Here is a 4,694-nt window from a genome sequence, read left to right on the forward strand (position 1 = left end):
CGGTGAAGAAACGAGCCTGCCGGAAGCGCGACTGAAAAATGAACGTGGTCGCACCACCAATCAATTAAAATCATTCGCACAACTTCTTCAGGCTGGCGACTGGGTGCAGGCAACGATTGATACCGGTGACGCAGAACGAAAACCGCTGCCCAAACCGGATCTGCGCAAAATGCTTTTCCCGGTAGGACCTGTAGTGGTGTTTGGTGCGAGTAATTTTCCATTGGCGTTTTCTACGGCTGGTGGCGATACGGCATCGGCACTGGCGTCTGGCTGTACCGTTGTAGTGAAGAGTCATCCCGCACATCCGCGCACGTCTGCATTGGTATCGTCTGCTATACGTGAGGCGATACGCAAAAGTGCTTTGCCTCATGATATATTTCAGGAAGTAAGCGATACCAGTATAGAAGCCGGTCAGCGACTGGTGTTGCATCCGCTTACAAAATCAGTTGCTTTTACAGGATCGTTTCAGGGAGGTAAAGCACTCTTTGATCTCGCCTGTAAACGCGAAGAACCGATTCCTGTTTTTGCCGAGATGGGAAGTATAAATCCCATTGTGTTGTTTCCGGGTATAGTTCGCGAGAATAAAACACTGCCCACAACACTGGCATCTTCTATACTATTAGGTGTTGGTCAGTTTTGTACCAACCCCGGTCTACTCATCGCCTTGGATACCGAAGGGCTCACGGCATTCCTGAATAAATTAGCAGGAGAGATGTCGCAAGCAGCACCAGGCACTATGCTGCACAAGGGTATAGCATCTTCTTATGCTGCTAAAAAAGCAGACGCATTAAAGCAACGGGGTGTACATACGCTGATAGAAGAACGAACGGACATAGCAGAACGGCAAGGTGCTCCGGCACTGGCCCTGGTAAATGCGCGCGATTTTATAGAGAGCCGCGTATTGAAAGAAGAAGTGTTCGGTCCATACTCACTCATTGTAAAATGTGAAGACGAGCAGGAGCTGAAGAAAGTAGTATGCTCACTGAAAGGACAACTCACCGCTACCATTTTTGGCCTGGCAGACGAGTTGCCGGGATATAAAGAAGTGATCGAACAATTACAAGCGCGCTGCGGGCGACTCCTTTACAACGGTGTGCCTACTGGCGTAGAGGTAACCAAAGCAATGCAGCACGGGGGTCCGTTCCCATCAAGCACCGATAGCCGCTTTACATCGGTGGGTACCGATGCTATATATCGCTTTGTGCGGCCGGTATGCTATCAGGATTTTCCGGAGAGTATGCTGCCACCCGAACTGCGAAACAACAATGAACTGAATATATGGCGATGCGTGAACAGCGCCTGGACACGCGAGGCTATACCAACATTAAATCTGCAACAAGCTTGAGGAAGACTTTTTTTTGCATTGACGCCCACACGTGTGGCAACCCGGTGCGATTGGTAGCAGGTGGTGGTCCCATTCTGCAGGGAAAGAACATGAGTGAAAAGCGCCAGCACTTTTTACGCGAATACGACTGGATACGAAAAGGACTGATGTTTGAGCCGCGCGGTCATGATATGATGAGCGGAAGTATACTCTATCCGCCCACCGATCCGCAGAACGATATGGGTGTGCTCTTCATCGAAACCAGTGGTTGTCTTCCGATGTGTGGTCATGGTACGATCGGTACGGTAACCATTGCTATAGAAGAAGGACTGATCGTTCCAAAAACACCGGGTATAATAAAGCTGGAGGTACCGGCTGGCCTTATTACCATTGCCTATAAACAGGAAGGCAAGAAAGTAAAGTCGGTAAAGATCCGGAATATAAAAGCGTATCTCGCAGCCGAGAACTTAACAGCCGAATGCCCTGATTTAGGCGAGCTCACACTCGATGTATCGTATGGTGGTAATTACTATGCGATTGTAGATGTACAACCGAACTTTCCGGGGCTGGAACACTTCAAGGCAGATCAACTGATCAGTTGGAGTCGTGCGTTGCGTAAGAACATCAATGCGAAATATACCTTTGTACATCCGGAAGATCCGACCATCAACGGATGCAGCCATATACTCTGGGCCGGTAAAACAATTGATCCAACCTCTACTGCACGCAACGCTGTATTCTATGGTGATAAAGCTATAGATCGCTCACCCTGTGGCACCGGAACATCGGCCCGTCTTGCACAGTGGTATGCCAAAGGTAAATTAAAGAAAGGCGAAGACTTCATTCACGAAAGTATCATCGGCTCCAAATTTACCGGACGCATCGAAGAAGAAACAACACTGCAAGATAAACCCGCCATCATCCCCAGTATAGAAGGCTGGGCCATCGTAACCGGCTACAACACCATCATCCTCGATGATGAAGATCCATACGTGCACGGGTTCCAGGTTATTTAGTTTAAAGTTCTCAATGTTTCAAGTATATAGTTTAAAGTTCAAGGCTAAAAGTTTAAAGGTTGTTGTTCAAGGTTTATCGTTTCACGTTCCTCTAACATAAACACGTACACACGTGCCTACGTACGCACGTTAAACCTCAACACATCAACACCCCAATACATCAATACATGAAAAGAGTTGCAATCATCGGAGGCGGAATAATAGGATTGAGTACAGCATACTACCTGTCAAAGGCCGGACATGCGGTGACTATATTTGATCAGGGTGACCTGTTGGATAATTGTTCGAGCGGTAATGCAGGGATGGTGGTGCCGAGTCATATTATACCCTTGGCAGCACCAGGTATGATATCGAAAGGTATACGGTGGATGTTCAATTCACAGAGTCCTTTTTATGTGAAGCCCCGGTTAAATGGTAAACTGATTAAATGGGGACTTCAGTTCTATAAGCATGCAACACACGAACATGTAGAACATGCGATACCGGCATTGAAAGATATAAGCCTGTTGAGCAAAGCCATGTATCAGCAGATGGTACGCGATAATCCATTCGACTTCGGCTACGAAGAACGCGGGCTGATGATGCTATACCAGACGAAGGAAACAGAGAAAGAAGAAGCGGAGACAGCACACATCGCCAACAAGCATGGTATAGAAGCGCATATACTTTCTTTGGCGGAGATACAAAAACTGGAACCGGAGGTAAAAGTAACGGCCCGAGGAGGAGTATATTTCCCGGGCGATGCACATCTTATACCCCAGAAGCTGGTGAAGAACCTGATCGATTATTTACAGAAGCGAAATGTTATTATTCTTCCACATACACCGGTAACGGATTTCGCGGTGAATGGCGATCAAATCGCAGGGATACATACATCTAGAGAGAAATCAGGTTTTAATGAGTATATAATTGCTACCGGAGCATGGTCGGGTATATTTGCTTCCAGGCTGGGTATAGATATACCCTTGCAGGGAGGTAAAGGCTATAGCTTCACATTGAACGATGTGCCAAAAAATATTCGCATACCTTCTATACTCCTCGAAGGACGTGTTGCCGTTACACCGATGGGAAGTTCGCTGCGTTTTGGTGGTACCATGGAGATCAATGGTGTAGATCGTTCTATCAACATGAAACGTGTAAAAGGCATTGTCAATACTATACCGGCCTACTATCTGGAAATGAATGTAGCGGTGCCTCAACAAGAGTCGGTATGGCGCGGATTGCGTCCCTGCTCTCCGGATGGATTGCCCTATATAGGTCGCTCTTCACGCTATAAAAATCTGATTATCGCCACAGGTCACTCCATGATGGGTTTAAGCCTGGCACCTGGCACGGGCAAATTAATAGAGCAACTGGTGCAGGAAGAAGCAACGAGTATAGGATTGAAGCCATTTGATCCCGAACGGTTTTCCTGAAAATATTTTGTTTCCCGCTTTCCCGATAGTCATCGGGAACAGATAACGCAGGATGCAGAGACGAACACAAAAAGCCTGTTCGCTGCCTTTCACTTTCTGCTTTACGCTTTTAGCTCATTTTGAAATCCCCTAGGTTCACAATAACTTGATGCTATATGAATGAAGCATTTGAAGTTCTGAACACGACATTGGCTGACCTGGAGTTTATATATAGTCTGTTCGATCAATCGATCAACTACCAGGAAAACAAAGGTGCACCGGTTTGGCGTGGGTATGACAAGGGTGTGCTGGTAAAAGATGTGAACGAAGGAAATCAATACAAGATTGTTTCAGGTGACGAGATCGCGATTGCGTTTAGTGTTTGCTATACCGATGCTGTTATCTGGAGAGAAATGGAAGATGGCAGTGCTATATACCTGCACAGAATTGTAGTGAATCCTGATTTTAAAGGACAACGGCTATTCGGGAAAATTCTTGATTGGGCAGAGAGTCGCGCGAGGCAGAAAGGACTACGTTGTATTCGCATGGATACATGGGATAACAACCCATCGCTTATCAACTATTACCGGGGCTTTGGCTTTTCATTTATAGGTCGCTATATAACACCGGATAGTGAAGCACTGCCTGTGCATAACCGGAATTTACCTATTGTGCTTTTAGAGAAGCCGCTTGTTGCCCGCTGATTCCCATAGCTATCGGGATAAAGCTTAAAGTGTAAAGCAGAAAGTTTGAAGTTTATGCGTTTATATTTCACTTTCCGCTTTACACTTTAAGCTTTCTGCTTCATTGCTATTCTATACTCAGTATCCACGTATCGCGGAAGGAGTAGCGCGACATCTGTCTGTATTTATCACGAAGTTGTTTCGCTTCTTCTAACGTTGGTGCGTTGGTCATGTGAACGATATAGTATTTTTTCTCCGGGTGGTATGCTATATCGGC

At 46.4% G+C, this 4,694-nt stretch carries 3 protein-coding genes and 1 pseudogene; all 4 read left to right on the forward strand.

The annotated features are described in order from the left end of the window. Positions 1-1,345: aldehyde dehydrogenase (NADP(+)) (locus VIN08_RS03315; protein WP_331960193.1), on the forward strand; the 1,345-nt coding region annotated here is incomplete at its 5' end. Next, positions 1,342-2,340 carry a 4-hydroxyproline epimerase gene (locus tag VIN08_RS03320; protein ID WP_331960196.1) on the forward strand — a complete coding sequence of 333 codons (999 nt, stop codon included), beginning with the start codon at positions 1,342-1,344 and terminating at the stop codon, positions 2,338-2,340. The genes VIN08_RS03315 and VIN08_RS03320, both read left to right, overlap by 4 nt. 128 nt (positions 2,341-2,468) lie before the next feature. Next, positions 2,469-3,755, forward strand: a pseudogene (locus VIN08_RS03325) (NAD(P)/FAD-dependent oxidoreductase); the annotation flags it as partial. Between the two features lie 155 nt (positions 3,756-3,910). Then, positions 3,911-4,438 carry a GNAT family N-acetyltransferase gene (locus VIN08_RS03330; protein ID WP_331960199.1) on the forward strand — a complete coding sequence of 176 codons (528 nt, stop codon included), beginning with the start codon at positions 3,911-3,913 and terminating at the stop codon, positions 4,436-4,438. Positions 4,439-4,694 lie beyond the last annotated feature (256 nt).

Origin of the sequence: Ohtaekwangia sp. (assembly GCF_036568665.1) — a bacterium.
In the GTDB taxonomy this organism is placed as follows: Bacteria; Bacteroidota; Bacteroidia; order Cytophagales; family Cyclobacteriaceae; genus Ohtaekwangia.

Bases quoted from the DNA above. Each gene is read 5' to 3' on its own strand.
- VIN08_RS03330 (WP_331960199.1), top strand. From the start codon at position 3,911: ATGAATGAAGCATTTGAAGTTCTGAACACGACATTGGCTGACCTGGAG.